This is a genomic window from Rhizobium sp. CF080 (assembly GCF_000282095.2).
Taxonomy (GTDB): domain Bacteria; phylum Pseudomonadota; class Alphaproteobacteria; order Rhizobiales; family Rhizobiaceae; genus Neorhizobium.
The window spans coordinates 70,866-97,187 of the sequence record NZ_AKKC02000003.1; the positions used below are offsets into that span (position 1 = coordinate 70,866).

The 26,322-nt window shown below is 63.0% G+C and carries 23 protein-coding genes and 1 tRNA gene; 15 read left to right on the forward strand and 9 right to left on the reverse strand.

The window, feature by feature from the left end; translation table 11 throughout:
• Positions 1-61 precede the first annotated feature (61 nt).
• Positions 62-2,188 carry a methyl-accepting chemotaxis protein gene (locus PMI07_RS33490; protein ID WP_007766383.1) on the forward strand — a complete coding sequence of 709 codons (2,127 nt, stop codon included), beginning with the start codon at positions 62-64 and terminating at the stop codon, positions 2,186-2,188.
• A gap of 56 nt (positions 2,189-2,244) precedes the next feature.
• On the opposite strand, the gene PMI07_RS06810 is transcribed toward PMI07_RS33490, so the two are convergent.
• The 5 genes from PMI07_RS06810 to PMI07_RS06830 all read right to left on the reverse strand — a co-directional run bounded on the left by PMI07_RS06810 (position 2,245) and on the right by PMI07_RS06830 (position 7,816).
• Complete coding sequence (locus PMI07_RS06810) at positions 2,245-3,996, reverse strand: PAS domain S-box protein (RefSeq protein ID WP_197032470.1); 1,752 nt, start codon at positions 3,994-3,996, stop codon at positions 2,245-2,247.
• A gap of 269 nt (positions 3,997-4,265) precedes the next feature.
• A tRNA-Gly gene (locus tag PMI07_RS06815) sits at positions 4,266-4,340 on the reverse strand.
• A gap of 193 nt (positions 4,341-4,533) precedes the next feature.
• Positions 4,534-5,187: a hypothetical protein gene (locus tag PMI07_RS06820; protein ID WP_007766371.1), complete on the reverse strand. Its 654-nt coding sequence runs from the start codon at positions 5,185-5,187 to the stop codon at positions 4,534-4,536.
• 13 nt (positions 5,188-5,200) lie between these two features.
• Entirely contained in the window at positions 5,201-7,354 is a 2,154-nt protein-coding gene (locus tag PMI07_RS06825) for a xanthine dehydrogenase family protein molybdopterin-binding subunit (protein ID WP_007766370.1), read from the reverse strand.
• A gap of 3 nt (positions 7,355-7,357) precedes the next feature.
• Positions 7,358-7,816 carry a (2Fe-2S)-binding protein gene (locus tag PMI07_RS06830; protein ID WP_007766369.1) on the reverse strand — a complete coding sequence of 153 codons (459 nt, stop codon included), beginning with the start codon at positions 7,814-7,816 and terminating at the stop codon, positions 7,358-7,360.
• Between the two features lie 301 nt (positions 7,817-8,117).
• Between PMI07_RS06830 and PMI07_RS06835 the strand changes: the two genes are divergently transcribed.
• From PMI07_RS06835 to PMI07_RS06855, 5 genes are all read left to right on the forward strand, one after another.
• Positions 8,118-8,627, forward strand: coding sequence for a prolyl-tRNA synthetase associated domain-containing protein (locus PMI07_RS06835; protein ID WP_007766368.1), 510 nt, complete (start codon positions 8,118-8,120; stop codon positions 8,625-8,627).
• Between the two features lie 57 nt (positions 8,628-8,684).
• A complete protein-coding gene (gene trxA, locus PMI07_RS06840) occupies positions 8,685-9,659 on the forward strand; it encodes a thioredoxin (protein WP_037085841.1) in 975 nt (324 codons plus the stop codon).
• Between the two features lie 147 nt (positions 9,660-9,806).
• On the forward strand, positions 9,807-10,484 hold the full coding sequence (locus tag PMI07_RS06845) for an LON peptidase substrate-binding domain-containing protein (RefSeq protein ID WP_007766364.1): 678 nt from the start codon (positions 9,807-9,809) through the stop codon (positions 10,482-10,484).
• Positions 10,485-10,496: 12 nt separating this feature from the next.
• A complete protein-coding gene (locus PMI07_RS06850) occupies positions 10,497-10,685 on the forward strand; it encodes a Trm112 family protein (protein ID WP_007766363.1) in 189 nt (62 codons plus the stop codon).
• A 135-nt stretch (positions 10,686-10,820) separates the two neighbouring features.
• Positions 10,821-11,705 (forward strand): alpha/beta hydrolase, encoded by an 885-nt coding sequence (locus tag PMI07_RS06855; protein WP_024163636.1) that lies wholly within the window; start codon positions 10,821-10,823, stop codon positions 11,703-11,705.
• Between the two features lie 22 nt (positions 11,706-11,727).
• Here PMI07_RS06855 and PMI07_RS06860 read toward each other — a convergent pair whose 3' ends face one another.
• On the reverse strand, positions 11,728-12,942 hold the full coding sequence (locus tag PMI07_RS06860) for a ubiquinone biosynthesis hydroxylase (RefSeq protein WP_007773850.1): 1,215 nt from the start codon (positions 12,940-12,942) through the stop codon (positions 11,728-11,730).
• A gap of 87 nt (positions 12,943-13,029) precedes the next feature.
• Here PMI07_RS06860 and tesB point away from each other — a divergent pair, with 87 nt between their 5' ends.
• The 6 genes from tesB (at position 13,030) to PMI07_RS06890 (ending at position 20,520) form a co-directional block, all read left to right on the forward strand.
• Positions 13,030-13,914 (forward strand): acyl-CoA thioesterase II, encoded by an 885-nt coding sequence (gene tesB, locus PMI07_RS06865; protein WP_007773852.1) that lies wholly within the window; start codon positions 13,030-13,032, stop codon positions 13,912-13,914.
• A 223-nt stretch (positions 13,915-14,137) separates the two neighbouring features.
• Complete coding sequence (locus PMI07_RS06870) at positions 14,138-14,476, forward strand: P-II family nitrogen regulator (RefSeq protein ID WP_007773854.1); 339 nt, start codon at positions 14,138-14,140, stop codon at positions 14,474-14,476.
• A 29-nt stretch (positions 14,477-14,505) separates the two neighbouring features.
• The gene (locus tag PMI07_RS06875) at positions 14,506-15,933 is read left to right on the forward strand and encodes an ammonium transporter (RefSeq protein WP_024163637.1); all 1,428 of its coding nucleotides are present in this window, start codon (positions 14,506-14,508) and stop codon (positions 15,931-15,933) included.
• Between the two features lie 242 nt (positions 15,934-16,175).
• A complete protein-coding gene (locus PMI07_RS06880) occupies positions 16,176-18,875 on the forward strand; it encodes a DNA translocase FtsK (protein WP_037085847.1) in 2,700 nt (899 codons plus the stop codon).
• A gap of 74 nt (positions 18,876-18,949) precedes the next feature.
• Complete coding sequence (locus PMI07_RS06885) at positions 18,950-19,606, forward strand: outer membrane lipoprotein carrier protein LolA (protein ID WP_007754927.1); 657 nt, start codon at positions 18,950-18,952, stop codon at positions 19,604-19,606.
• A 110-nt stretch (positions 19,607-19,716) separates the two neighbouring features.
• A complete protein-coding gene (locus tag PMI07_RS06890; RefSeq protein WP_007754926.1) occupies positions 19,717-20,520 on the forward strand; it encodes an exodeoxyribonuclease III in 804 nt (267 codons plus the stop codon).
• 173 nt (positions 20,521-20,693) lie between these two features.
• On the opposite strand, the gene PMI07_RS06895 is transcribed toward PMI07_RS06890, so the two are convergent.
• Both PMI07_RS06895 and PMI07_RS06900 read right to left on the reverse strand, forming a co-directional pair.
• Positions 20,694-21,149: a cyclic nucleotide-binding domain-containing protein gene (locus PMI07_RS06895; RefSeq protein ID WP_007754922.1), complete on the reverse strand. Its 456-nt coding sequence runs from the start codon at positions 21,147-21,149 to the stop codon at positions 20,694-20,696.
• Between the two features lie 9 nt (positions 21,150-21,158).
• Positions 21,159-21,842, reverse strand: coding sequence for a response regulator transcription factor (locus tag PMI07_RS06900; RefSeq protein WP_007754919.1), 684 nt, complete (start codon positions 21,840-21,842; stop codon positions 21,159-21,161).
• 141 nt (positions 21,843-21,983) lie between these two features.
• Here PMI07_RS06900 and PMI07_RS06905 point away from each other — a divergent pair, with 141 nt between their 5' ends.
• The gene (locus PMI07_RS06905) at positions 21,984-22,535 is read left to right on the forward strand and encodes a L,D-transpeptidase (RefSeq protein WP_007754909.1); all 552 of its coding nucleotides are present in this window, start codon (positions 21,984-21,986) and stop codon (positions 22,533-22,535) included.
• Between the two features lie 65 nt (positions 22,536-22,600).
• On the opposite strand, the gene leuC is transcribed toward PMI07_RS06905, so the two are convergent.
• The gene (leuC, locus tag PMI07_RS06910) at positions 22,601-24,010 is read right to left on the reverse strand and encodes a 3-isopropylmalate dehydratase large subunit (protein ID WP_037085851.1); all 1,410 of its coding nucleotides are present in this window, start codon (positions 24,008-24,010) and stop codon (positions 22,601-22,603) included.
• Between the two features lie 321 nt (positions 24,011-24,331).
• Here leuC and ppk2 point away from each other — a divergent pair, with 321 nt between their 5' ends.
• Positions 24,332-25,246 (forward strand): polyphosphate kinase 2, encoded by a 915-nt coding sequence (gene ppk2 / locus PMI07_RS06915; RefSeq protein ID WP_007767905.1) that lies wholly within the window; start codon positions 24,332-24,334, stop codon positions 25,244-25,246.
• A gap of 255 nt (positions 25,247-25,501) precedes the next feature.
• Positions 25,502-26,314, forward strand: a complete 813-nt coding sequence (locus tag PMI07_RS06920) for a phytanoyl-CoA dioxygenase family protein (protein WP_024163640.1) — start codon at positions 25,502-25,504, stop codon at positions 26,312-26,314.
• Positions 26,315-26,322 lie beyond the last annotated feature (8 nt).

The following is a 26,322-nucleotide window of genomic DNA, read 5'->3' on the forward strand; positions in this document are numbered from 1 at the left end:
TGGCATTGCCGCCCGCCGGGCGGCGGCCCTCTGCTTTCGCGGAGCACAATTCGAGGGACATATGAACGAGATCAGCATCAGGAAGCCATTGTCGAGACGGCTTACCTTCTTCGGGTTTGCAGCCGTGCTTTTCGCGAGCGCGGTGATTGGCGGGCTTGCCTGGGAACGCCAGTCGAGCATGACCGAGCAGGCGCTGCAGACCGAGCTCGATAGCGATCTCGCGGTCATCCAGGACGACATGGCCGCCCAGGGGCGTGCCGCTTCCGCGCTGGCGCTGACGATCGCATCGCTACCGGAAACCTCGCCCCTCATTCTCGCCAACGATCGGCAAAGCCTGCTCTCCCGCTATGCCAGCATGAAGACCGTCAAGGATGCGAGCGGGCTTGAAATGATCACCTTCAGCACCGCGACGGCCGATGTGGTTGCCCGCGTGCACGATCCGGATGTGTTTGGCGACAATATCAAGGCGCGCCGCAAGATGGTGGCAACCTCGCTCAGCGACAAGAAGCTCGTCGTCGGCATCGAGACCGGCCGTACCGCCGTCAGCCTGTTTGCGACCGCCCCGGTTGTCACCGACGGCAAGGTCGTCGGCGCGGTGGATGTCGGGCTGAAGCTTGTGGATTCCTATTTCTCCCGCCTGACCAAGGAAGTGAACGCTTATGTCACGCTCTACACCAAGGGTGCCGACAAGTTCGACAAACAGGCTTCCACCTATGGCGGCAATCCGATCCTGAGTGGAGCGGAGCTGCAGGAGGCCTATGACAAGGGCGCCGTGCGGCGCTACGCCGATATCGGCGGCAAGCAGTACGCCGTCGAAGCCGTGCCGCTCCTCGATTTTTCCGGAACCAAGGTCGGCGTTCTCGAAATCGCCTCGGACATCACGCCGCTGGTCAAGGCCAGCGAGACGGCGCTCTGGATGACCGCACTCGGCACCGTCGCCGTTTCAATCCTGTCGCTGATCGGTTTCCTGATCTTCGCCCGGTCGCTCGGTGGCACCGTCCGTCGCCTGACCACCACGATGGCAAAGCTCGCCGCCGGCGATCTTGGCGCCGAGGTGGATGGCCAGGAGCGCCAGGACGAGCTCGGCGCCATGGCTCGCGCCGTCCAGGTCTTCAAGGCATCGGCGGAAGAGAATGTGCGGCTGGAACAGCAGGCGTCGGAGGCCCGCGAGTCGCAGGAACACCAGCGCCAGCGCCAGTCCGCGATCGACAATGCCAAGGGCGAGGATCTGCGCGCCTTCGTGCAAGCGATCGAGGAAGGCTTCAACCGCCTCGCCGGCGGCGACCTGACGGTCCGCATGGATCGTGCCGTCGCCGAGGAATTCGAGCCGATCCGCGCCAAGTTCAACAGTTCGGTCGGCAATCTCGAAGAAGCGATCGGCTCGGTCGTCGGAGCCGTCGGCATGATCCGCGCCGGTCTCCAGGAAATCTCGATCGCCTCCAACGATCTTGCCAAGCGCACCGAACAGCAGGCCGCGAGCCTTGAGGAAACGGTGGCGGCCCTCGGCCAGGTGACCTCGGCCGTCAATGACAGCGCCAGCGGCGCCAGCCGCGCCCAGGGCGTTGCATCGCTTGCGCAGCAGAAGGCGCAGCGCGGGGGCGAAATCGTTGCCAATGCGGTCGCTGCCATGGCTGCCATCGAAGGCTCGGCGGAGCAGATCAACCGCATCATCGGCGTGATCGACGACATCGCCTTCCAGACCAACCTGCTGGCTCTCAATGCAGGTGTCGAAGCCGCCCGCGCAGGCGAAGCCGGCCGTGGCTTCGCGGTCGTTGCGCAGGAAGTCCGCGGGCTCGCCCAGCGCTCTGCCGATGCCGCCAAGGAGATCAAGGCGCTGATCTCCACCTCGTCGGCCCAGGTCAAGCAGGGCGTCGAACTCGTCACCGCCTCCGGCAAATCGCTCGACGACATCGTCAGCGAAGTCGCGCAGATGAGCACCTTCGTCAACACGATCACATCAAGCACCAGCGAGCAGGCGACCAGCCTTCGCGAAGTGGCGGCTTCTGCCGACCAGATGGACAAGGTGACCCAGCAGAACGCCGCAATGGTCGAAGAAACCACCGCTGCCGCCCAGAGCCTGACGCAGGAAACAGACAGCCTCGCCGACATGGTGGCCCGCTTCAAGACGAATGCCGGCGCACCCTCGCAGGGATATGCTTCGGGCGGTTATCGCTCGCGCGCAGCCTGACCGGGCTTTTTCGAGATTGACGACGCCGTCGGCCCAAAGCCGGCGGCGTTTTCCGGTCATATCGGCTGGAGCATGCGGCGCAGCTCGCCTTCCAGCAACGCCATGTTCACGGGTTTTCGAATGGTCGTCCGGTTACCGAATCCCTGGCGATCATCGATCTGCTCGTATCCGGTGCAGAACAGGAAGGGCACGCCGCGGGTCTGCAGCCATTCCGCAAAAGGATAGACCGGCTTTCCGCCCAGATTGACGTCGAGAACAGCGACGTCGGGGAGCTGCGAGCCGCCGACCAGGCGCATGGCTTCGTCGGCTGTTGCCGCCGGCCCGACGACTTCCCAGCCGCGCGATTCGAGCTCGTTGCAGAGTTCCATGGCAATAAGGGTCTCGTCCTCGACGACGAGTATCCGTCCTGCCGAACCGGTATCCGACGATTTGGGCGCGGCCTCCTGGCCGGGAACCGAGTTGGCTGAAATGTCGGGGCGGTAGACGGACTGCGGCAGCATCGCGACAAGGCACATGCCGGTTGGAGGCCAGCTGATGTCGAGCTTGCCCGCCAGTTGGCGGGTGGCGACTTCGGTCACCAGAGTGGAGCCGAAACCCCTGGATACGGGCTTCTGCACCAGCGGGCCGCCGGTCTCGATCCAGCGAAGCTCCAGTTCGAACGACGGCAGGATGCGCCACGAGACATCAACCCGCCCCTCCGCGACCGACAATGCCCCGTATTTGACGGCATTGGTGGCAAGTTCATGGATGAGGAGGCTGACCGGCTGTACGGCATTGGGAGTGAGGGTGACGGCAGGGCCGCCGATCATCAACTGGTTGACGCTCTGATAGGCCCGGGTTTCCTCGGTGAGGACGGCTGCGAGGTCTCCCCCCTGCCACCGGTTCTGGGCGAGCAGGGAATGGGCGCGGCTCAGCGTCGAAACGCGGCCCCGAACCGCGACGATGAATTCCTCCTTGGTTTCGGCGCGTGTCAGGGAGACCAGGGCCTGCACGACCGCCAGGGCATTCTTGGCCCGGTGATCGACTTCCCGGGCCAACAGCTGGCGGGAATCCTCGTTGGCCTTGCGTTCGGTAATATCGCGCAGGATGACCGTGGCAAGTTTTCCTCCACCGATCTCGACCTGCGAGATCGAAGCCTCGACCGGGAATTCCTCGCCATTGGCGCGCAGGCCGCTGATGGCCCCCAAGGCGCCCATCCGACGGTTGGTGACCCCGGTCTCCTTGAAGAAGCGGATATGTTCGGCATGTCCGTGCCTATACCGCTCGGGGATGAAGCGTTCGATCGGCGAGCCGATCGCATCTTCGCCTGCAACGCCGAACATGCGCTCGGCGGCCGGGTTGAACAGCACGATCCGCTGGCCTTCATCGACGGTGATCAGCGCGTCCATCGCCGATTCCACGATCCCCTCCATCCGCCGCCGGCTTTCCAGCAGAGCATCCTCGGCGGCCTTGCGCTCAGTGATATCGCGCAGGATGACGGTGGCGAGGCGCTCGCCCCCGACCTCGACCTGCGAGATCGAGGCCTCAATCGGAAATTCCTTGCCGTCCGCCCGCAAACCGCTGATTGCGCCAAGCGAGCCCATCTGTCTTGTGGTCACCCCGGTCTCGGTAAAGCGGTGAATGTGCGCCGCGTGGGTCGGACGATAGCGTTCCGGCATGAAACGGGAGATGTGCTGGCCGAGTGCCTCGGTGGCCGGCAGGCCGAACATGCGTTCGGCGGCCGGATTGAACAGGATGACCCGCTGCTCGTCGTCGATGGTGATGATGCCGTCCATTGCCGAGGCAACGATGCCCTCAAGCCGCTGCATGATTTCAACGGCGGTTTTCTGACTCAGTTTCCGTTGGTGTGGGCGAGATTCCATAACCGCACATCTCCAATTCAACCGCCGAATCACCGGCCCGGCATTGCGAGTACGGTTGCAATTACTATTCCATCTCTCGCATTTGGTGAATGCGTAAATCATTAGATTTATGTGGGAAGGTCATGAAAGGCAGGCTGCCTTGGCATCGGCAGAGCCGCCGAGCCTCGCGAACGATCAGATCGTCGATCCAAGACATGCCAAATTTTCAGAAGATTTGGAGCGGGCGAAGGGATTCGAACCCTCGACCCCAACCTTGGCAAGGTTGTGCTCTACCACTGAGCTACACCCGCTCATCAATCCACCGGTCCGTGGTAGTAAGCTAGACCGTGGTGCCGCGGCTCGTTGCCGGCGACGGGCGCTATATGGCCCAGTCCTTTTTCAAATGCAACAGGGAAATGACGATTGGTGCCAAGAAAAATTGCGATCCCGTCAAAGCCCCTGCAAACCGCCGGTTCCGTGTCGGAACCGGCGGTCGCGTTATTTTCAGGAGGCGGGGCAGGCTGCTCCGGACTTCACCCACGCGTTGATGAGCTCGCCGAATTCGGCCTGCGTGCCCGGCACCGGTTGGCGGCCGGCGCCGGGGTTCCAGCCCCAGCCGACCAGTTCGTCATGCGCCATGTGTTCGACGATCTCGTCCATGGTCTTGCCGCCGTTGCGGGCCGGGTCCTTGATCTGCTGACAGATCTGCCCGAGCGATTTGCCGACCCAGGCCATTTCGACCGGCGCGAGATGCCAGGCGGGATTGCCCGGAATGCTCTTGATCGTGTCGGCCTGGCCGATAACGGGCGTGTTTTCCGCGCTATGGCAGGTGGTGCACTGCATGCCCGGCAGGCCCATGCCACCGTCGCCGCGGAAGACCGGCGGCTGGTGCGGATGCATGTTGGCGCCCTGCAGCGGCCGGTCGGTCGCCGGGTGACAGTTGACGCAGCGCGGGTGCTGGATGACCTTGCCCGCCTCCTGGAAGAGCGCCAGGGAGCGTTCCCGCTCATCGGCGATCGACTGGAAGGAGGCGGCCGGTTTGAGCGTTTTGGCGTCGGCCTTGGCGTCCTGGGCGACCGAGGCGGGCGACAGCACGGTGCCGACGCCCACGAAAAGACAGACGGCAGCGAGGCCGGTGATTGCGAGTTTCCAATTCATCGGGCTTTAATCCTCAGGCCGAAACGATGTTGACGATGGGCAGCTGCCGAACCGGCGCTCCGGTGAGGTGACGCCACGCATTGGCAACCGCCGGGCCGACGGGCGGCACGCCGGGTTCCCCGACGCCGCTCGGCTTTTCGCTCGACTTGATGATTTCCACCGCGACATCCGGCATCTCGTTGATGCGGATCGAACGGTAGTCGTGGAAGTTCGACTGCACGATCTTGCCGCCCTTGGCCAGCGTCACCGCATCGAAGAGGACCGCGCCGAGGCCATAACCGACGCCGCCTTCCATCTGCGCCTTGATGACGTTCGGGTTGACCGCCACGCCGCAATCGACCGCCACCCACACCTTGTGGACGCGCGGTGCGCCTTCCGGCCCGACCGAGACCTCGACCACCTGTCCGACGAAGGTGCCGAAGCTTTCGACGACCGCGACGCCGCGGGCCCGGCCTTCCGGTACCGGCGAGCCCCAGTTCGCCATCTCGGCGGCCTTTTTCAGCACGCCCGCGTGACGCGGTTTTTCGCCGAGCAACGCAAGGCGTCCTTCCACCGGATCCTTGCCGATCTTCTGGAAGAGCTCGTCCACGAAGGTCTCGACGGCAAAGCCGGTATGGGTATGGCCGACCGACCGCCACCAGAGCGGCGGGATGGCGAGCTGGACGTTGTGGGCGCTGACCTTCAGGTTGGGGATCGTGTAGGGCAGGTTGGATGCACCTTCGACGGAGGTCGGATCGAGATCGGCCTTGCCCATGATCGACTGGCCGACGATCACCTGTTCCCAGGCGGTGATCTGGCCTTGCGCGTTGATCGCGCCGCGCATCCTGTGGGCATACATCGGGCGGTAATAGCCGCCGCGGATGTCGTCCTCGCGGGTCCACATGTGCTTCAGGGGACGGCTGCGATCGGTTGCGGCGTAGACGGCTGCCGCTTCCTGTATGTAGGGCGAACCGAACTGTGCCTTGCGGCCGAAGCTGCCGCCGGCGAGCTGGGTGTTCACCCGCACCTTCGATTGGTCGAGCCCGAGGATCTTGGCGGCGACCTCCTGGTCCATGCCCGGGAACTGCGCGCCGTTATAGATATCGACCGATCCGTCATCCGCCTTGATGAAGACGGCGTCGAGCGGCTCCATCGGCGCATGCGCCAGGAAGGGGAAGACGATCTCGGCTTCCACCGTCTGCAGGCCTGGTGCCTTGAAGGCGTTGTCGACATTACCGTTGTTGGTCGCCTCCAGCCCCTTTTCGCCAAAGAGCTTTCTGTAGTCGGCGGAAAGCTCCTCCGAGGAGCGGGTCTCGGCCTTGGAGAGATCCCATTCGATGCTCAGCGCATCGCGGCCCTTGAGCGCCGCGAACGTGTTGTCCGCATAAACGGCGATGCCCGACGGCACCTGCTTGACGTCGACCACGCCCTGCACCTTGCGGGCTTCGGCATCGTTGAAGCTCTTCACCGTCGCGCCAAAATGCTCCGGATGGGCGACGACGGCGATCAACAGGTTGTTCGGCGTGATGTCGAGCGTGAAGATCGCCGTGCCGTTGGTCTTGCCGTGGGTATCGAGTTTAGGCAGGTCGGTGCCGATCAGCACGAAATCCTTGGGGTCCTTGAGTTTCGGCTCTGCGGGCGGTGTCAGGCGGGCCGCCTTTTCGGCGAAGGCGCCGAAGCCGCTCTCCTTGCCGGAGGCGGCGTGTTTGATGCGGCCCTTCTGGACGGTGATCTGGGAGGCCGGCACTTTCCATTCGTTGGCCGCGGCAACGACAAGCATGGCCCGCGCAGTGGCGCCGGCCTTGCGCATCTGCTCATAGGCGTTGGCGATGGAGCTCGAACCGCCGGTGCCCTGCAGGCCGAACATCAGGTTGGCATAGACCTTGTTGTCGGTCGGCGAATGGACGGCGCGCATCTGGCTCCAGTCGGCATCAAGTTCCTCGGCGACCAGCGTCGCAAGGCCGGTGAACGGTCCCTGGCCGAATTCGATGTGCTTGGAGAGCACGGTTACCGTGTCGTCGGTGCCGATCTTGACGAAGGCGTTCATCGGGGCCAGCGCCGGATCGCCGCCGGCATGGACGCCGGTCGGTGCTGCGGAAAGCATTTTGGGCGCGATCGCAACGCCGATGACGAGGCCGGAGCCAGCGATAAAGCCGCGGCGGGTGGTGTTGATGTCCTGGATGGTCATGGCTCAGCCCTCCATCGCACTGGCGGCATTGTGGATCGCCGCACGGATGCGATGGTAGGTGGCGCATCGACAGATGTTCCCGGCCATCGCGCCGTCGATATCGGCATCCGTCGGCTTCGGCACCATCTGCAGCAACGCGACGGCCGACATGATCTGCCCCGACTGACAGTAACCGCATTGCGGTACGTCGAGGCCGGTCCAGGCGGTCTTGACCGCATCGGCTTCCGTGCCGGAAACGCCTTCGATGGTGACGACTTCAGAGCCTTCGATCGTGGCGATCGTGGTCACGCACGAGCGGCGCGGCATGCCGTCGAGATGGACCGTGCAAGCGCCGCACTGGGCGACGCCGCAGCCGTATTTGGTGCCGGTGAGCTTTTCGAAATCGCGGATGACCCACAGAAGCGGGGTATCTGGATCGCCGTCGAACGTTCTTTCCTGTCCGTTGAGCGTGAAGGTGACCATGAGGCAGACCTTTCAGGTGAGAGCCGAGCGCTGCGCCGGCATGAGAGATGGAGCGGCTGCTATCGGCCGGGGCCGGTAACCGGGAGCGCGGAAATTCGCGCCGAAACAAACTTGAGAAAATAAGAATAGTTATTACTTATCAGCTGGATACCCGAGTGAAATCCGGTTCTCCTCAGATGAATTAAATGGTCGACCATCAGACAAGATCAAGCGCCTCACGAGATCGTGTGCGCTCGCCTTGGCCGCACGGAACATTGCGGTTATAGTCCCCCCGCCCACCAACAGAGCCAATTCCATCCGCATGACCGAGACAAAGCCAAAAACCGCCGAGGATCTTTTCCGTTTCCTCGACAGCCTGGATATTCCGCATTCGACCAAGACCCATCCGCCGGTTTTCACCGTGGCGGAGTCCGAAAGCCTGCGGGACGAAATCCCCGGCGGTCATACCAAGAACCTGTTCGTGAAGGACAAGAAGGACCAGTATTTCGTCCTGACGGTCGAGGAGCGCGCCACCGTCGATCTGAAGACCGTGCACAAGGTGATCGGTGCTTCGAGCCGCGTCTCGTTCGGACGGCCGGAAATGCTCCTGGATTATCTCGGGGTCGTTCCCGGTTCGGTGACGGTATTCGGCGCTTTCAACGATACCGGGCGCAATGTTACCTTCGTGCTCGACGAAGACCTGATGAAGCACGACATCATCAACGGCCATCCGCTGTCGAACGACGCCACCACATCGATCGCCAGCAATGATCTCATCCGCTTTCTGGAAGCGACCGGCCATGCACCGCTTGTCTTGAAAGTAACAGACTGACATACGATCTTTGCAGCCTAGATGGCGAAGATGCGAAGCGTTCCCGGGAGAACATTCATGAGCGGCAGCAATAACCCCTATGGTGGTTCTTACGGCGGACAGATGACCGCCTCGGCGAGTTTTGGCGCAGCACCCGCTGCATCGGCTCCTGCAGGAGGATACGTGTCGGATACGAGCACGGCCGGCTTCACCAAGGACGTTCTCGAAGAATCGCGCCGCCAGCCGGTGCTTGTGGATTTCTGGGCGCCATGGTGCGGGCCGTGCAAGCAGCTGACACCGGTGCTCGAAAAGGTCGTCAACGAAGGCCAGGGCCGGGTCAAGCTCGTCAAGATGAACATTGACGATCACCCGTCGATCCCGGGCCAGCTCGGCATCCAGTCGATCCCGGCGGTCATCGCCTTTGTCGATGGCCGTCCGGTCGACGGTTTCATGGGTGCGGTGCCGGAAAGCCAGGTTCGCCAGTTCATCGACAAGCTCGCCGGGCCTCCCGGCGCCGACCAGGCTGCCGAGATCGAAGCGGCCCTTGGCGAGGCGGAAACCCTGCTCGCCGGCGGCGAGATCCAGCAGGCCGCCCAGCTTTACGGCGCCGTGCTTCAGGCCGATCCGGAGAATGCCAAGGCTGCCGCCGGCATGATGCAGTGCCTGATCGCCATGGGCGAGACGGCCCGCGCCAGCCAGATGCTCGCCTCCCTCCCGGAAGAGCTTGCCAAGGAACCGGCGATCCAGGCGGTCGCCAAGAAGCTCGAGCAGATCGAGGAAGCCCGCAAGCTCGGCGATCCCGTAGCGCTGGAGCGCCAGCTCGAAGCCGATCCGGAAGATCACGACGCCCGCCTCAAGCTTGCCAAGATCCTCAACGTCCAGGGCGAACGCGACAAGGCCGCCGAGCACCTGCTGACCATCATGCGCAAGGACCGCACCTTCGACGACGACGGCGCCCGCCGCCAGCTTCTGGCATTCTTCGAAGTCTGGGGACCGAAGGATCCGGCGACGATCGCCGCCCGCCGCCGCCTGTCCTCGATCCTGTTTTCGTGAACCCGAGCCTGTTTTCGTAAGCTGGGGCCAATCCCAAAGGATTGGCCTTGCGTTCTCGGGTAGGCGCCCCACATTATTCGATGCGGCGAATCTTTGGTCTTGGCCGGCGATCGTCTGGCCAGTGATCCTCTGGGAGGTGTCGGACCCATGCATGTGGGAAACGCAAGATATCTGAAGCGCGAGGATCTGCCGGAGACGATTCCAGTCTTTCCTCTCACCGGCGCACTGCTTCTGCCGGGCGGACAGCTGCCGCTGAATATCTTCGAGCCGCGCTATCTCGCCATGTTCGATGCGGCGCTCGCCGGCGACCGGCTGATCGGCATCGTGCAGCCGTCGCTGCTCGAATCGGGCGAGGCGGCCGAAGGTCCGCGCGCTCCGCTCTCGACTGTCGGCTGTATCGGCCGCATCACCTCATTTGCCGAAACGGGCGATGGCCGTTACATCACCTCGATCAGCGGCATCTGCCGCTTCCGGCTCATCGAAGAGGTGGGCCAGGGCCATCCCTATCGCACCTTCAAGATCGCGCCGATGATGACCGACCTCTCCACCGAGGACGACGAGAGCACGGTCGACCGCGCAGAGCTGCTGCGCGTCTTCCGCGCCTATCTCGACGCCAACAAGCTGGAGGCGGACTGGGAAAGCGTGGAGCGCGCCGGCAACCGCACGCTGGTCAACTCGCTGTCGATGATGTCGCCCTTCGGACCGGCCGAGAAACAGGCTCTTCTCGAGGCGCCGGACCTTCGGACCCGTGCCGAAACGCTGATCGCCATCACGGAAATCCTGCTGGCGCGGGATTTCGGCGATTCCGACACTATGCTTCAGTAAGGCCCCAGGTCCATGGACGAGAAACTCAGCAAGGTCGATCCGAAACTGCTCGACCTGCTCGTCTGCCCGCTCTCCAAGAGCCGGCTGTCCCTCAACCGGGAGACCAACGAGCTCATCTCCGAGAAGGCGCAGCTCGCCTACCCGATCCGCGACGGCATCCCCATCATGCTGATCTCCGAGGCCCGCAAGATCGAGGACTGATTATGCGTGCCCGATCCACATTCTGCCCATCGACTTCCGCAGAAGCGTTTGGTAGCTAACGTCCGGCTGCGCTGACAGCAATTCCGAAATCCAGCGCGGTGCCCGGATTATGCCTTTCCCGCGCGGGAGCCCATCATGAACTCCGTTAATGCGAATGGCGTACAGCTTGCCTACGATATTTTCGGCCGGCAGGAGGATGAACCGGTTCTGCTGATCGCCGGGCTCGGAACGCAAATGATCCGCTGGACGTCTTCGTTCTGCGAGGAACTGGCGGCGCGAGGCTATCGCGTGATCCGGTTCGATAACCGGGATGCCGGATGGTCGACGCATTTTTCCGATCTAGCGCCTCCGGAGTTCGGCGCGCTGGTCGCGGCGCTCATGGCCGGGCGGCGGCCTGACATCCCCTACAGCCTCCATGACATGGCAGCCGATGCGATCGGCCTGCTCGATGCGCTATCGATCGACCGCGCGCATGTGGCGGGTCGGTCAATGGGCGGCATGATCGCTCAGATCATCGCCAGTGAACATCCCGATCGGGTCCTGTCGCTTACCTCCATCATGTCGAGCACCGGCAACCCGGCCCTTCCGCAGGCCGCGCCCGATGTCATGGCAATGATGATGCGTCCTGCGCCCGATCCTGTTTCCGACCAGGAAGGCTTCCTGGCACACAGTCTTGCCTTCGCCCGGCGTATCGCGGGCACGAAGTTTGGGCTCGACGAGGACGCGCACCGTGGTCTCGTTCTGGAAGAGGTGCGGCGGGCGTACGATCCGCATGGCACCGCCAGACAGATCGCCGCGATGGCCGTGGCCGGTGACCGTCGATCGAGGCTGGCGGCAATCGACGTGCCGGCGCTCGTCGTTCATGGCGCAGACGATCCGTTGATCCTCCCGGCCTGCGGCATGGATACGGCTGCCTCTATCCCCGACGCAGAATTCATGCTGGTGGAGGGCATGGGGCACGATCTGCCGCCTGCCCTTTATGGGACGATTGTCGAGGCAATCGCCCGGACCGCCCGATAAGGCTGCAGCGGTTGGCGGTTCTTCAGATAGCCTCGCCCGTCAGTAGCTTCGGGCCATCCTCGCCGCTCTTCCCCGCCGCCTGGTCGATGAAGAAGCTCTTCAGCTTCGGCAGCCGTTCGACGATACCGAGCCCGAAGCCGCGGGCGATGCGGATCGGGGTGATGTCGTTGGAAAACAGCCGGTTCAGAACGTCGGTCGTAACCCCCATGCGGAACGTGTCGAAACGCCGCCAGGACTGGTAGCGCTCCAGCACGTTGAGCGCACCGATGTCGAGACCGAGACGATCGGCTTCCACGACCGTTTCCGCCAGCGCTGCGACATCCTTGAAGCCGAGATTGAGGCCCTGGCCGGAGATCGGGTGGATGCCGTGGGCGGCATCGCCGGCAAGGGCGATGCGCGGCGCCACGAAGGCGCGGGCGAGCGTCAGGCCGAGCGGGAACGCGCGTTTGTCACCGACCACCGTCAGTTCGCCGAGCTTGTGGCCGAAACGGCGCTGCAGCTCTTCCTCGAACACCAGGTCGTCCGCGGCAACCAGCCGGTTGGCCTCCGCCGTCCGCTCGGTCCAGACGAGCGAGGAGCGGTTGTTGGTGAGCGGCAGGATGGCAAACGGGCCGGACGGCAGGAAATGTTCTTCGGCGACACCTTCATGCGGCCGCTCGTGCGCAACGGTCGCGACGATGCCCGACTGGCCGTAGTCCCAGGTGACGGTCTTGATGCCGGCCATGTCGCGCAGCCTGGAGCGCACGCCGTCGCAGGCGACCAGAAGGCGGGTCTCGACCGTCGAACCGTCGGAGAGCGACACTGTGCAGCGGGTGCTGCCGGACTGAAAGCCGGTGGCGGAAAGCCCGTGGCGGATGGTGATGCCGAGGCGTTCGGCCGCACCGCGCAGAGCCCTCACCATCGCGACGTTCGGCACCATATGGGCAAAGGGCCGGCCCTCCTCGATTTCGCCGTCGAAGGTCAGGAAGACCGGCCGTACCGGATCGGAGGTGCGGCTGTCGGTGACGATCATCCGGTTGATCGGCTGGGCGTCGACCGCGATCTCGTTCCAGACGCCGATGACGTCCAGCATGCGGGTCGCGGCGGCGATGAGGGCCGAGGCCCGCTCGTCCTTTTCCCAGACGCCGACTGGCGCCGCCTCGATCACCTCGACCTTGAGATGCGGCGCCGCCTGCTTGACCGCGACGGCGGCGGCGAGACCCACATAACCGCCTCCTACAACCAGCATGTCCAGCATTTGCCTAAACTCCCGTGAGACTTGAGAATATCGTATCCTGGATATAGATCATCCCGCAGCTGCTTCCTATCACCGGAGTTCGTCATAATGTCGCGCCAGACCGAATCCCCCTCCGCCATGGAACAGTTGATCTCGACGCTCGACCTCGAAAAGCTCGAGGAGAACATCTATCGCGGCACCAGCCCGGATGTCGGCTGGCAGCGGGTGTTTGGCGGCCAGGTGATCGCCCAGGCCCTGATGGCCGCGCAGCGCACCGTCGATGCGGATCGTTTCGTGCATTCGCTGCATGCCTATTTCATGCGCCCCGGCGACCCTTCGGTGCCGATCCTCTATCAGGTGGAGCGCATTCGCGACGGGTCAAGCTTCACCACCCGCAGGCTCACGGCGGTGCAGCATGGCAAGGCGATATTCGCCATGTCTGCCTCGTTCCAGGTCGAGGAGGGCGGTTATGAGCACCAGATCGACATGCCCTCCGTCACCCAGCCGGAAGATCTGATGGGCGAGAAGGAGTTCAAGGAACTCTTCCTCAAAAATGCGCCGGCGAATGTGCGTCACTACTGGTCGCGCGAGCGGCCGATCGAAGTGCGTCCGACTTCGCTCGTGCACTATCTCACCAAGGACAAGCTCGATCCGCGGCAGGACATCTGGGTCCGTACGGTCGGCGAGGTGCCCTCCGACCGCCATTACCAGGCGGCGGTGCTCGCCTATCTCTCCGACATGACGCTGCTCGACACCTCGCTCTATCCGCACGGGACATCGATCTTCGCTCCGGCGCTCCAGGCGGCGAGCCTCGACCATGCCATGTGGTTTCACAGGCCTGTCACATATGACGACTGGCTCCTCTATACCCAGGACAGTCCCAGCGCCTCCGGTGCCCGCGGAATGACCCGCGGTAGCATTTATACCCGTTCTGGCACACTGATCGCTTCGGTTGCCCAGGAAGGATTGATTCGGAAAAAGGCAAATGATTAATAGTTGTGCAATTTTTAAAAATTGCACAAGTTTTGGTCGCCTTTCGGCCATCCAATTGCCCGTTTCTTAGGGCGAGCTTTGTAAACCTTTACATTTCAATAACTTATATGGACGATGGAAACTGGCACGGCCCTTGAATGTATCTCGCCAGTCGCTGTCATGATCTGACGACGATGAGGAGAGTCGGCCCCGGCCGAAGACAACCAAAGGATGGGAAAGCCAGATGAAAATCGTGATGGCCATTATCAAGCCGTTCAAGCTGGATGAGGTGCGCGAAGCCCTCACGGCTGTCGGTATCCAGGGCCTGACCGTGACCGAAGTCAAAGGTTACGGACGCCAAAAGGGACACACCGAAATCTATCGCGGTACCGAATATGCCGTAAGTTTTCTGCCAAAACTGAAGATCGAAATCGCAGTCCCCTCCGACCTCGTCGAAAAGGCCGTGGATGCGATCGCTTCGGCCGCCAAGACCGGCCAGATCGGCGATGGCAAGATCTTCGTCTATTCGATCGAGCAGGCCGTGCGCATCCGTACCGGCGAAACCAACACAGAAGCGCTTTAAGCACGGCTTGACAGGGGAGTTTTTTAGCTATGCAATTTAACAAGATTTCCACTCTCGGACGCTTGGGTGCCGCTAGCGCGGCGCTTCTCGCTCCGGCCGTCGCTTTTGCGCAGACGGCTGCCGCACCGGCGGCTGAAGCTGCAGCCGCAGCTCCGGCCATGACGGTCGACAAGGGCGATACGACCTGGATGCTGATTTCTTCCATTCTCGTCCTTCTGATGATCGTGCCTGGTCTCGCACTGTTCTACGGCGGTCTCGTTCGCACCAAGAACATGCTTTCGGTTCTCATGCAGGTCATGATGATCGCCGCCGTGGCGATGATTGTCTGGGTCACTTACGGTTATTCGCTTGCCTTCACCGACGGCGGCTCGATCAACAGCTTCGTCGGCGGCTTCTCCAAGATGTTCCTTGCAGGCGTCGACACGACGACGATGTCGGAAAGCTTCACCAAGGGCGCTGCCATTCCGGAACTCGCCTTCGTTTGCTTCCAGATGACCTTCGCAGCCATCACCCCTGCGCTGATCATCGGTGCATTCGCCGAACGCATCAAGTTCTCCGCAGTCATCCTGTTCACCATCCTGTGGCTCACCTTCATCTACTTCCCGATGGCCCACATGGTCTGGTTCTGGGGCGGCCCGAGCGCCTATTCCGGCCCGACCGGCCTGATCTTCGGCTTCGGCGCGATCGATTTCGCAGGCGGCACCGTCGTCCACATCAATGCTGGTATCGCGGGTCTCGTCGGCGCCATCATGGTCGGCAAGCGCACCGGCTTTGGCAAGGACATGATGGCTCCGCACTCGATGACGCTCACCATGGTTGGTGCTGCGCTTCTGTGGGTTGGTTGGTTCGGCTTCAACGCCGGTTCGAACCTCGAAGCCAATGCCTATGCAGCCCTTGCAATGATCAACACCTTCGTTGCCACCGCTGCCGCCATCGTCGCCTGGGCTCTCGTTGAAACCTTCGCTCGTGGCAAGGCTTCCATGCTGGGTGCTGCTTCGGGTGCCGTTGCAGGCCTCGTCGTGATCACCCCGGCTGCCGGTTTCGTCGGCCCGATGGGGGCTGTCATCATGGGTCTGATCGTCTCGCCGGTCTGCTACTTCTTCGTCTCGACGGTGAAGAACAAGTTCGGTTACGACGATACGGCTGACGTCTTCGGCGTACACGGCATCGGCGGCATCATCGGTGCCATCCTCACCGGCGTCTTCGTCAACCCGGCTCTCGGCGGCGCAGGCATCGTCGACTATTCGACGGCTGACTTCGCTGCCAGCTATGCCGGCACGGCAACGCAGGTCTGGGCTCAGTTGAAGGGCGTGGTCGTCACTCTCCTGTGGTCCGGCATCGGTTCCGCGATCCTCTACAAGATCGTCGACCTGATCGTCGGCCTGCGCGTCACAGTCGAAGCCGAGCGCGAAGGTCTCGACCTCGCCACCCACGGCGAAGCCGCTTACCACTCCTGATCGACGGCTTGCGGCGGCGGGTAACCGTCGCCGCAGCAGACTACGCCGCAGCTTTTGGACGCTGCATTCGCCCGGGCCTCGGCCCGGGCTTTTTTATGCATGTTTTCAGCCTTCCTGCGGCCCGTCGTGGTTAAAGGGACATTAACCACCGTCGCGCTATTCTCTTTTGGAATTGCGTGAATCAGCTCTCACCTTGCCGATTCGCGCTTGTAGTTGCGTTTCAAGGACGGCGGGCAGACACGATGGGCAGAAGCAGTTCAGCGGCTATGGCAAACCGGTCCACCCGCCTGGTGCTCACCGCCTTCGTGTGGCGGCAGGCGCTGGCGCTCGTCGGTTTCGGCATCTTCCTCGCCTTGGCGCTGGCGGTTGCGGCACTCGCTACCTGGAATGTCGCCGACCCGAGCTTCTCTTACGCGACCGACAATGCGCCGACCAATATCCTCGGCTTTCCGGGGGCTGCCTTCGCCGACCTGATGATGCAGTTCCTCGGGCTAGCAAGCCTCGTCGCCCTGCTGCCGGTGCTCGCCTTTGCCCTGGCGCTGATCGCGGGCCGCAAATACGACCGTGTCCCGGCGCGTCTTGCGGCCTGGGGCGGCGGCACGCTGCTGGCCTCCGCGACGCTGGGCTGCTTTCCCGCACCGCTCACCTGGCCGATCCCGAACGGTATCGGCGGCGTCATCGGCGACATGATCCTGCGGTTCCCGGCGCTGTTCGTCGGCGCCTATCCGACCGGCACCGTGGCGATGGTGCTCGGCTGCATCTTCACCATCCCCTGCGCCTGGCTGATGCTGTTTGCCTCGGGCCTCGTCGGTGAAGCGTTCGAGGAGGATGCCGAGGATGACGACCAGCCGGTTGCAGCGGTCAAGGCCCGCTCCAAGCGCGAGGAGGTCGAGGAGGAGGACGACGAGGACCGGTTTGCCGGTTTCCTGGCCTTCGGCGCGCTCGCTCACTACTGGTATATTGCCCAGGCACGGTTGCGCCGTCTTGCCGGCATCAAGCCGCGCCGGCGGATGGAGTTCGATCAGCCCTACGATTTCAACGAGGACGAGTTCGGCACGCTGAACGAACCGGTCCGCGCGCGCTCGGCCCCAGCAGCTCCCGGCCGCCGTACGGAGCCCTCGCTTGACGGCCCCGCCGAACGGGTCACGTCGCCGCGTCGGGTGGTGGCAGCGCCGCCGATTTCCAGCCATGACGAAGACGACGACTACGATCCGCCGTTCGACCGCGACGGCCTGCCGCCCCGCCCGGCCGGCATCCTGGCCGATGACGACGATGATGACGACGCACCGTTCGTCGCCTCGCGCGCGCCGCAGAACGTCAACGGCGTCCGCGTCCAGCAGCGTGTCGCCCCGTCGGCTGCGCCGCCGAAGCCGAGCGCCCGTGTTGCCCGCGAAGCCCAGGGATCGTTCATCGCGCCTGATGGTTTCCAGCTTCCCTCCGTGCATCTCCTGAACGAGCCGAAGGCCGTCGCCCGTGACGCCTCGCTGTCCGCCGATGCGCTGGAGCAGAATGCGCGGCTGCTCGAAGGCGTGCTCGAGGATTTCGGCGTCAAGGGCGAGATCATCCATGTCCGCCCCGGCCCGGTCGTCACGCTCTACGAACTCGAGCCCGCGCCGGGCATCAAGTCGTCGCGCGTCATCGGCCTTGCGGATGATATTGCCCGTTCGATGAGCGCGATCGCCGCCCGCGTCGCCGTCGTTCCCGGCCGCAACGCGATCGGCATCGAACTGCCGAACCGGACCCGCGAGACCGTCTATCTGCGCGAAATGATCGGGTCGAAGGATTTCGAGGGCAGCAAGGCGAAGCTCGCCATGGCGCTCGGCAAGACGATCGGCGGCGAACCTGTCGTCGCCGACCTTGCCAAGATGCCGCACCTGCTCGTCGCCGGTACCACCGGCTCGGGTAAGTCGGTCGCCATCAACACCATGATCCTGTCGCTTCTCTATCGCTACACGCCGGAGAAGTGCCGCCTGATCATGATCGACCCGAAAATGCTGGAACTTTCCGTCTATGACGGCATCCCGCATCTTCTGTCGCCCGTGGTGACCGATCCGAAAAAGGCGGTCGTCGCGCTCAAGTGGACCGTCCGCGAGATGGAAGAGCGCTACAAGAAGATGTCGAAGATCGGCGTGCGCAATATTGACGGTTTCAACAGCCGCGTCGAGCAGGCGATGGAAAAGGGCGAGGTGCTGACCCGCACCGTGCAGACCGGTTTCGACCGCCACACCGGCGAGGCCATGTACGAGACGGAGGAATTCGACCTCGCGCCGATCCCCTATATCGTCGTGATCATCGACGAAATGGCCGACCTGATGATGGTCGCCGGCAAGGACATCGAAGGCGCCGTGCAGCGGCTGGCGCAGATGGCGCGTGCCGCCGGCATCCACGTGATCATGGCGACGCAGCGCCCCTCGGTCGACGTTATCACCGGCACGATCAAGGCCAACTTCCCGACCCGCATTTCCTTCCAGGTCACCTCGAAGATCGACAGCCGCACCATTCTCGGCGAGCAGGGCGCCGAACAGCTGCTCGGCATGGGCGACATGCTCTACATGGCCGGCGGCGGACGCATCCAACGCGTCCACGGGCCGTTCGTCTCCGATACCGAAGTGGAAGACATCGTCGCCTACTTGAAAACTCAGGGCCAACCCCAATATCTCGATGCGATCACGGCCGATGACGACGAGGATGGTGATGGTGCCGGCCCCGCCGGCATGTCCAATCTCGCAGAGTCGGACGACCCCTATGATCAGGCGGTGGCGATCGTGCTGCGAGACGGCAAGGCGTCGACGTCCTATGTCCAGCGCCGTCTCGGCATCGGCTACAACCGTGCCGCTTCGCTCATCGAGCGGATGGAGCAGGAGGGGTTGATCGGGCCGGCCAACCATGCCGGCAAACGCGAGATCCTGGTGCCGACCGAGGGCGACATTCTCGAACGGTAAGGCTTTCGTGATCGCCAGGGGACGGCCATCAAGCCGCCGCCTTTGGTGCGGAGGAGTAACGAAAGGAGACCAGAATGAGACAAGAAAAGACTATCCTTTCAAACATTAGTGCTGGCGCGCTCGGCCGCCGGCAGTTTTCGCTCGGGCTTGCGGGTCTGGCGGCGGCGGTGTTTGCGCCGAATCTCGGCTTTGCCCAGAGCGCCAGCAGTGCGGCAGCCCAGAAGATCGCCGACCATTTCTCCTCGGTCAAAACCATGATGGGCGAATTCGTGCAGTTCGGCCCGCGCGGCGAGCAGACTGGCGGAAAATTCTTCATCGAGCGCCCGGGCAAGCTGCGCTTCAACTTCGAGGATCCGTCGCCGATCCGCGTCATCGCCGACGGCAACAACGTCGTCATCGGCAATATGAAGCTCAAGACCTGGGATATCTACCCGCTCTCAAAGACGCCGCTCAGCCTGCTGCTCGCCAGCCGCATCGACCTCGGCAACCAGATGGTCCGCGACGTCAAGCAGGAGTCCGACCTCACCACGATCGTGCTTGGCAACAAGACCGTCTTCGGCGATTCGACCATCACCATGATGTTCGATTCCAAGACCTACGACCTGCGCCAGTGGACGATCACCGATGCTCAGAACAAGGATACGTCGGTGATGATCTACAACGTCCAGAACGGCGTCAATCTCGACGAAAAGGTCTTCACCATCCCCTATGAGGACGTCCGCAAGGGTTGATCTCTGCTGGGCCTGAAATCAATGAAGGGCTGCGCTTGATTGCGCGGCCCTTTTTGCTTCTCAGCGACCCCAAAATTTCCTAAAGCTCGCGGCAGAGCCCGAGGGATATCATGACATTTTCGATCACGACCTGGAATATCAACTCCGTGCGGCTGCGCATGCCCATCGTCCAGCAGTTCCTCGTCCGCCACAAGCCGGACATTCTCTGCCTGCAGGAAATCAAGTGCCAGGAGCCGGAGTTTCCGCTGCAGCCGCTGAAGGATCTCGGCTACCAGCACATCATCATCCACGGCCAGAAGGGCTATCACGGCGTCGCCATCGCCTCGAAAGTGCCGCTTCTCGAAGACCATCGCCAGAACTACTGCGATGTCGGCGATGCCCGGCATATTTCGGCGCTCTTCGAGCGCGGCTCGCGGCGCATCCGCCTGCATAATTTCTACGTGCCCGCCGGCGGCGACGAGCCGGACCGGACGATCAATCCGAAATTCGGCCACAAGCTCGATTTCATCGAGGAGATGAAGGCGCTGAAGGCGGATGCCATGCCTGGCATTTCCTCGATCCTCGTCGGCGACCTCAATATCGCGCCGCTGGAACACGACGTCTGGTCGCACAAGCAGCTCCTGAAGATCGTCAGCCACACGCCTGTCGAGACCGAGGGCATGAAGGAGATCATCGCCCGCGGCGGCTGGCTCGACCTGATGCGCCAGCACACGCCGGAGCCGGAGAAGATCTATACGTGGTGGAGCTACCGCGCCAAGGACTGGGAAGCGGCGAACAAGGGCCGCCGTCTCGACCATATCTGGTCCTCGCCCGACCTCGGCCCGTTCCTCGATCGCATCGACGTGCTCAAGGAAGCCCGCGGCTGGAACCAGCCTTCGGACCACGTGCCGGTGACGGCGGTGTTCAAGTTCTGAGGTGACGTCGGAGGTTGCGTCTGGATCCTCGGGTCAAGCCCGAGGATGACGACCTTGATGCTCTTCAAACGGATCTGACGGCAAGGCACGCCCTATGCCTTCGTCATCCTTGCGCTTGACCCGAGGATCCAGATACGAGGCTCGACGATCGAGGGCGAAGCTCCTTCGAAGCCTCAGGCGAACCGGTCCTGCATCGCTGCCGCCGCCTTGGCGAGGCTGGCGATATTGTCGCGGATGCGGCTTTCGATCACCCGGCCGACCTGCGGATATTCCTCCAGCAAGCGGTGGAACAGTGAGCGGCTGATCTTCAGGGCTTCGGAGTCTTCGATCGCAATGGCGGTGAACTTGCGCTCGACCATGGTGACGAGCGCCAGTTCCGACAGCAGGGTGCCGGGGCCTACGGTCGCTTCGACCTTCAGCTCGCCGTTGCGGTCCGCCATCAACAGCTCGAAGCGGCCCCTTGCGACGATGAAGGCCGATTCGGCCGGGGATCTTTCCCGAAAAAGCTGCTGGCCGGTCGTCACCTGCCGCCGCTCGGCGCCGAAGGCGACGAGGCGCAGCTGGTCTTCGTTCATGTCCCGGAACAGCGGGACCTGCGACAGCAGGCGGATATCTTCGGTCAGCGACATCGGGGCTCTTTACGGTACGATCTTGTAGCCGCCGTTTTCAGTGACCAGGATTTCGGCGCTCGACGGATCGCGCTCGATCTTCTGGCGAAGACGGTAGACATGGGTTTCCAGCGTATGCGTTGTGACGCCGGAATTATAGCCCCAGACTTCCTCCAGGAGGACGTCGCGGGTCACTACCTTCTGGCCGGCGCGATAGAGGTAGCGGATGATCGCCGCTTCCTTTTCGGTCAGACGGATCTTCTTGCCGTCTTCGGTGGTCAGCAGCTTCTGGCTCGGCTTGAAGAGATAGGGACCGACCGTGAAGGTGGCGTCCTCACTCTGCTCGTACTGGCGAAGCTGGGCGCGGATGCGGGCGAGCAGCACGGCGAAGCGGAAGGGCTTCGTGACATAGTCGTTGGCGCCGGCTTCGAGGCCGAGAATGGTATCGGAATCGGTGTCGTGGCCGGTCAGCATGATGATCGGCGCCTTGAAGCCGTTCTTGCGCAGCAGTTTCACCGCCTCGCGGCCGTCCATGTCCGGCAGGCCGACGTCCATGATCAGGAGATCGATCTGGGCATTCTTGGCGGTCTGCAACGCCTTGGCGGCATTCGCCTCCTGCAGAATTGCGAACTCTTCGTAAAACGACAACTGCTCGACGAGCGTTTCACGCAGATCGTCGTCGTCGTCCACCAGGAGTATCGTGCGCGCTGCCATGCGTTCTTGCCTTTCGTCTCACCGTTGCGTCCTGACTGTCATTGCCAGTCAATCGAAGCGCATTTAGGGCTCCTCGATCTAAATCCCAACGTGCTATGAATTCAAACGAAATCATATTCAAAGCAAAACCTTGTGAGAGAAATGCAACGTTTTCGCGAGGGAAATCACAAAAAGACGGCTGTCGTCACGGTCCGGACCGCGCCACGTGACCGGCGCCGGGCGATCGTCTCCTTCGCCGGCATCACCGTACCGGCAGCGCTCGGGCGTTCCGGCACCACTCCCTTCAAGCGGGAAGGGGACGGCGCAACGCCGATTGCGGCGATGCGTCTTCTTCATGGCTATGTACGTGGGGACCACGCGCGCCTGCCCCCGACGGCGCTTCCGATCACGCGCATCGGCAAAGACTTGTTGTGGTGCGACCAGCCGGAGCATCCGTCGTACAATCGCCCGGTGAAGGCGCCGTTTCGGCCAAGCCATGAGGAGATGATGCGGGCCGATGGGCTTTACGACATCTGCCTGGTGCTCGACTGGAACATCACGTCGCGCGCCCGCAACCGCGGTTCGGCGATCTTTTTCCACCTCATCAAGCCAGGGTACCAGCCGACTGCGGGATGCGTTGCCGTCAGCCTTGCCGACATGAAACGGCTCATCCGCTTCATGCGCAAGGGAACGGTGGTGAGGGTGCTGGGCTAAGGCCGCCCGAAACAAAAATGCCCGGCGTGAAGGCCGGGCATCTCGAATTCAAAGCTGAAAGACGCTTACTTCCACTCGCGGATATCGACGAAATGTCCGGCGATCGCGGCAGCCGCTGCCATGGCCGGCGAGACGAGGTGGGTGCGGCCCTTGTAGCCCTGGCGGCCCTCGAAATTGCGGTTCGAGGTGGAGGCGCAGCGCTCGCCCGGCTTCAGGCGGTCGTCGTTCATCGCCAGGCACATCGAGCAGCCCGGTTCACGCCATTCGAAACCTGCGTCCTTGAAGATCTTGTCGAGGCCTTCGGCTTCGGCCTGTTCCTTGACGATGCCGGAGCCCGGGACGACCATGGCGGACACGGTCGACGCGACGGTGCGGCCTTCGACCACCTTGGCGGCGGCGCGCAGGTCCTCGATGCGGCCGTTGGTGCAGGAACCGATGAAGACGCGGTCGATCGCGATGTCGGTGATCTTGGTGCCCGGCTTCAGACCCATATAGTCCAGCGCACGCCACTTGGAGGTGCGCTTGGTTTCGTCCGGAATGTCGTCGGGGTTCGGAACGGAGCCTTCAACCGAGATCACGTCTTCCGGCGAGGAACCCCAGGAGACGATCGGCGGCAGGTTGGCGGCATCGAGCACGACGACCTTGTCGAAATGCGCGCCTTCGTCGCTCTGCAGCGTCTTCCAGTAGTCGAGCGCCATGTCCCAGGCCTTGCCCTGCGGGGCGCGGGGCTTGCCCTTGATGTATTCGAAGGTCTTTTCGTCCGGCGCGATCAGGCCGGCGCGGGCGCCGCCTTCGATCGTCATGTTGCAGACCGTCATGCGGCCTTCCATGGAGAGTGCCCGGATCGCTTCGCCGGCGAATTCGATGACGTGGCCGGTGCCCCCGGCGGTGCCGATTTCGCCGATGATGGCAAGGATGATGTCCTTGGCGGTGACGCCCGGCGGCAGCTGGCCGTCGACGCGCACCAGCATGTTCTTCGCCTTCTTCTGCACCAGCGTCTGGGTGGCGAGCACGTGCTCGACTTCTGACGTGCCGATACCGTGCGCCAGGGCGCCGAAGGCGCCGTGCGTCGAGGTGTGGCTGTCACCACAGACGATGGTCATGCCCGGCAGGGTAAAACCCTGTTCCGGACCGACGATATGGACGATCCCCTGGCGGACGTCCTTCTCCGAATAATATTCGACGCCGAAGTCATGGGCGTTCTGGGCAAGCGCCTCCACCTGGATGCGGCTTTCCTCGTTCTTGATGCCTTCGTGGCGGTCGGCGGTGGTCGGCACGTTGTGGTCGACGACGGCGAGCGTCTTTTCCGGCGCGCGGACCTTGCGGCCGGCGATGCGCAGGCCTTCGAACGCCTGCGGCGACGTCACTTCGTGAACGAGGTGACGGTCGATGTAGAGAAGACAGGTGTGGTTTTCATCCTCGGAAACGACGTGGTCGTCCCAGATCTTGTCGTAAAGGGTGCGGGGTGCGCTCATGGCTGCTATCCGTAAAGCTGACTGAAACAGGAAATGGGTATCCGGCAGCACGGGGCTGCCTCAAGCTGAGGAAGGTCAGCTAAGTCGGTCGCAAAGCGCCCCGGATACCCGCGCGAAAAAGCGTGCCGGCAGACGCTTGTGGTCCTGCAGCACGACGATATGGTTCGCGAGGCATCCAAATTTCGATCCCATGGCGGCTGCAATAGCAGTTTCCGGAGAAATCGGCAATCAAATTGCTTCGTGGGAAACCTGTCGCATGATTGTCATAAAGCTTTCGCGGAAACGTGGTTGATCTCGGTTTCCAGAACGGAGGAATGCCCGATGTCCGAACCCATGCAAGACCAGCTCAGCCGCATCAAGGATGAAATCGCCGACAGCTTCGATGAAGAGCTGGAAATGCAGATGGAAGAGGACCGGCTCGACGAGCTGGTCGCCGAGGGCATGTCGGAGCCGGCCGAGCCGACGATCGACCGGAAAATCTATTTCCGCGAACTCTTCCGCCTCCAGCACGAGTTGGTGCGCCTGCAGGACTGGGTTCAGTACAAGAAGCTGAAGATGGTCGTGTTGTTCGAAGGCCGCGACTCGGCCGGCAAGGGCGGCGCCATCAAGCGCGTCACCCAGCGGCTCAACCCGCGCGTCTGCCGCACCGTCGCCCTTCCGGCGCCGACCGAGCGCGAACGCAGCCAGTGGTATTTCCAGCGCTACGTGCCGCATCTGCCGACCGCCGGCGAAATGGTACTGTTCGACCGCTCCTGGTACAACCGCGCCGGCGTCGAGCGCGTCATGGGCTTCTGCACCAAGGACGAGCTGGAAGAGTTCTTCCGCTCGGTGCCGGAATTCGAGCGCATGCTGGTCCGCTCCGGCATCATCCTCGTCAAATACTGGTTCTCGATTACCGACGAGGAGCAGGAATTCCGCTTCAAGATGCGCATCCACGATCCGCTGAAGCAGTGGAAGCTGTCGCCGATGGACCTCGAAAGCCGTGTCCACTGGGAAGAATATACCAAGGCCAAGGAAGAGATGCTCCAGCGCACCCACATTCCGGAAGCGCCGTGGTGGGTGGTGCAGGCCGTCGACAAGAAGAAGGCGCGGCTGAACTGCATCGCGCATCTTCTTGCCCAGGTGCCTTACGAGACCGTGCCGAAGGAATCGATCGACCTGCCCGGCCGCGTCCGCCACGACGACTATATCCGCCATCCGGTGCCGGCGGACATGTATGTTCCGGAAGTCTACTGATGCCCTGCGCCCCGCCGTCGTTGACGCTGCGGGGCGCCGACGCTAACCTGGATCCGCCATGATGATGAACACTCTCAATATCGCTTCGGTCTTCTTCATAACCGCCTGAGCATTTGCCAGCGGCAATGAAGACAACGAGCCCTGATCGCAGCCCCTGCGGCTGACGATGGCTCATGGCCGAAACACTCCGCCCCGAGCGCCCATAGCCCGAGCGCATGCGTGCCGTCCGGTGGAGAGCGAACGAGAGATTTCCCTATGACCGATCATCATCCTGCCGAAGCGCGGGCGCTTGAGCCTGCCGAAATCGAGGCTTTCATCCGCGACGGGTTCGTGCGGATCGACAACGCCTTCCCCAGGCAAGTCGCAGCAGAAGGCCGCGACATTATGTGGCGCGACATTCCCTTCGACCGCTACGACCCGACCACCTGGACGCAGCCCGTCATCCGCCTGCCGGGTTATGGCGGCGGGCCTTTCGAGGCCGCCGTCAACATGCCGGCGCTGCACAGGGCCTTCGACCAGCTGGTCGGCAAGGGCCGCTGGCTGCCGCGCAGCGGGCTCGGCAGCTTTCCGATCCGCTTCCCGCATCCCGACAGCGCCGGTGACGACGGCTGGCACGTGGACCTCAGTTTCCCCGGGCCGTCGTCCAATCCCAACGAGCAGTACGACTTCTCCAATTGGCGGGCCAACTATACCTCGCGGGATCGGGCCTTGTTGATGCTCTTCCTGTTCTCGGATGTCGGCGAAAACGACGCACCGACCCGCATCCGCCCGGGCTCGCACATGGAGATGGCGCGGCTGCTGGAACCGGCGGGAGAGGCCGGCATGGGGCCGATGATGCTGGAGGCGGTCGGGGCGGATTGCGAGGAGGCGCTGGCGACGGGCGAGGCGGGCACCGTCTATCTCTGCCACCCGCTGCTCATCCACGCGGCTCAGAAGCATCGCGGTACGGAGCCGCGCTTCATGGCGCAGCCACCGCTCGGGCTTGCCGAGCCATACCGGCTGGAGCGGGAGGACGGCGATTATTCGCCGGTCGAGATCGCCCTGCGCCTGGCGCTCGGCAGGGCGTGAAACGGGGA

What these genes read in the sequence shown, in the direction of transcription:
- PMI07_RS33490 (WP_007766383.1), top strand. Translation starts at nt 62, where the DNA reads ATGAACGAGATCAGCATCAGGAAGCCATTGTCGAGACGGCTTACCTTC.
- PMI07_RS06810 (WP_197032470.1), bottom strand. Translation starts at nt 3,996, where the DNA reads ATGCAGCGGCTTGAGGGCATCGTTGCCTCGGCAATGGACGGCATCATC.
- PMI07_RS06820 (WP_007766371.1), bottom strand. Translation starts at nt 5,187, where the DNA reads ATGAATTGGAAACTCGCAATCACCGGCCTCGCTGCCGTCTGTCTTTTC.
- PMI07_RS06825 (WP_007766370.1), bottom strand. Translation starts at nt 7,354, where the DNA reads ATGACCATCCAGGACATCAACACCACCCGCCGCGGCTTTATCGCTGGC.
- PMI07_RS06830 (WP_007766369.1), bottom strand. Translation starts at nt 7,816, where the DNA reads ATGGTCACCTTCACGCTCAACGGACAGGAAAGAACGTTCGACGGCGAT.
- PMI07_RS06835 (WP_007766368.1), top strand. Translation starts at nt 8,118, where the DNA reads ATGACCGAGACAAAGCCAAAAACCGCCGAGGATCTTTTCCGTTTCCTC.
- trxA (WP_037085841.1), top strand. Translation starts at nt 8,685, where the DNA reads ATGAGCGGCAGCAATAACCCCTATGGTGGTTCTTACGGCGGACAGATG.
- PMI07_RS06845 (WP_007766364.1), top strand. Translation starts at nt 9,807, where the DNA reads ATGCATGTGGGAAACGCAAGATATCTGAAGCGCGAGGATCTGCCGGAG.
- PMI07_RS06850 (WP_007766363.1), top strand. Translation starts at nt 10,497, where the DNA reads ATGGACGAGAAACTCAGCAAGGTCGATCCGAAACTGCTCGACCTGCTC.
- PMI07_RS06855 (WP_024163636.1), top strand. Translation starts at nt 10,821, where the DNA reads ATGAACTCCGTTAATGCGAATGGCGTACAGCTTGCCTACGATATTTTC.
- PMI07_RS06860 (WP_007773850.1), bottom strand. Translation starts at nt 12,942, where the DNA reads ATGCTGGACATGCTGGTTGTAGGAGGCGGTTATGTGGGTCTCGCCGCC.
- tesB (WP_007773852.1), top strand. Translation starts at nt 13,030, where the DNA reads ATGTCGCGCCAGACCGAATCCCCCTCCGCCATGGAACAGTTGATCTCG.
- PMI07_RS06870 (WP_007773854.1), top strand. Translation starts at nt 14,138, where the DNA reads ATGAAAATCGTGATGGCCATTATCAAGCCGTTCAAGCTGGATGAGGTG.
- PMI07_RS06875 (WP_024163637.1), top strand. Translation starts at nt 14,506, where the DNA reads ATGCAATTTAACAAGATTTCCACTCTCGGACGCTTGGGTGCCGCTAGC.
- PMI07_RS06880 (WP_037085847.1), top strand. Translation starts at nt 16,176, where the DNA reads ATGGGCAGAAGCAGTTCAGCGGCTATGGCAAACCGGTCCACCCGCCTG.
- PMI07_RS06885 (WP_007754927.1), top strand. Translation starts at nt 18,950, where the DNA reads ATGAGACAAGAAAAGACTATCCTTTCAAACATTAGTGCTGGCGCGCTC.
- PMI07_RS06890 (WP_007754926.1), top strand. Translation starts at nt 19,717, where the DNA reads ATGACATTTTCGATCACGACCTGGAATATCAACTCCGTGCGGCTGCGC.
- PMI07_RS06895 (WP_007754922.1), bottom strand. Translation starts at nt 21,149, where the DNA reads ATGTCGCTGACCGAAGATATCCGCCTGCTGTCGCAGGTCCCGCTGTTC.
- PMI07_RS06900 (WP_007754919.1), bottom strand. Translation starts at nt 21,842, where the DNA reads ATGGCAGCGCGCACGATACTCCTGGTGGACGACGACGACGATCTGCGT.
- PMI07_RS06905 (WP_007754909.1), top strand. Translation starts at nt 21,984, where the DNA reads ATGCAACGTTTTCGCGAGGGAAATCACAAAAAGACGGCTGTCGTCACG.
- leuC (WP_037085851.1), bottom strand. Translation starts at nt 24,010, where the DNA reads ATGAGCGCACCCCGCACCCTTTACGACAAGATCTGGGACGACCACGTC.
- ppk2 (WP_007767905.1), top strand. Translation starts at nt 24,332, where the DNA reads ATGTCCGAACCCATGCAAGACCAGCTCAGCCGCATCAAGGATGAAATC.
- PMI07_RS06920 (WP_024163640.1), top strand. Translation starts at nt 25,502, where the DNA reads ATGACCGATCATCATCCTGCCGAAGCGCGGGCGCTTGAGCCTGCCGAA.